The 1,231-nt window shown below is 64.3% G+C and carries 2 protein-coding genes; both read left to right on the top strand.

The window, feature by feature from the left end; translation table 11 throughout:
* Positions 1-333: ABC transporter permease (locus tag AC1DJB_RS23575; protein ID WP_476910977.1), on the top strand; the 333-nt coding region annotated here is incomplete at its 5' end.
* Between the two features lie 15 nt (positions 334-348).
* On the top strand, positions 349-1,231 hold an 883-nt coding region (locus AC1DJB_RS23580; RefSeq protein WP_476910978.1), incomplete at its 3' end, for an ATP-binding cassette domain-containing protein.

Below are 1,231 nucleotides of genomic sequence, written 5' to 3' on the forward strand. Positions count from 1 at the left end.
AAGACCAAGATCGGCTTGTTCATGGCGGTGGGGTTCTGCGGCTGGGTCCTGGGCATGCACAACCTYTTCGCGTTCGACGCGGTGCAGTCCGGTGAGGGCGTGGGCAACGAGTTCCTGTACATCATTGCCGCGGTGATCGGCGGCTGCCTGCTCACCGGCGGGTACGGTTCCGCGGTGGGCGGGGCGATCGGTGCGTTCATCTTCGGGATGGCGAACAAGGGCATCGTGTACGCSCAGTGGAACCCGGACTGGTTCAAGTTCTTCCTGGGCCTGATGCTGCTGCTGGCCACCATCGTGAACCTCATCGTCAAACGCCGCGCAGAGCTCAAGTAGAAGGGGCGCAAGAGAATGAATGCCAAACAGATCGACCAGCWGACCCTGCTCAAGGATGAGAAGGACCCGCTGACCCACACCCCCGTGCACCTGCTCTCCCTGGACGCGGTGGGCAAGCACTACGGGAACATCATCGCCCTGCGGGACGTGACCATGGCCGTGGACAACGGCCGGGTCACCTGCGTGCTGGGGGACAACGGCGCGGGCAAGTCCACGCTGATCAAGATCATCGCCGGMCTSCACCAGCACGACGCCGGGGTGCTGAAGATCATGGGGGAGGAGCGGAAGTTCAACTCCCCSCGCGACGCCCTGGACGCCGGCATCGCCACSGTSTACCAGGACCTGGCSGTGGTGCCGTTGATGCCGATCTGGCGGAACTTCTTCCTCGGCTCGGAACTGACCACCGGCTGGGGCCCGTTCAAGTCCATGGATGTCCAGAARATGAAGGACATCACGCTCAAGGAACTGGCCCAGATGGGSATCGACCTGCGCGATGTGGAACAGCCCATCGGCCAGCTCTCCGGCGGTGAACGCCAGTGCGTGGCGATCGCGAGGGCCGTGTACTTCGGGGCGAAGGTGCTGATCCTGGACGAACCCACCGCCGCGCTGGGCGTGAAGCAGTCCGGCGTCGTGCTCCGCTACATCCTGCAGGCCCGCGACCGSGGSCTGGGCGTCATTTTCATCACGCACAACCCGCACCACGCCTTCCCGGTCGGGGACCGKTTCCTGCTGCTCAAGCGCGGSAAGTCCATCGGCTACTACGACAAGAAGGACATCACCCTGGACGAACTCACCGCCCAGATGGCCGGCGGCGCGGAACTGGCCGAACTCGCCCACGAACTCGAACAACTCGGCGGACACACCCAAGCCCTCAAGGAAGTCCAAGCCGAAGTCGCCG

The organism is Arthrobacter sp. 01T428, from assembly GCF_056398685.1.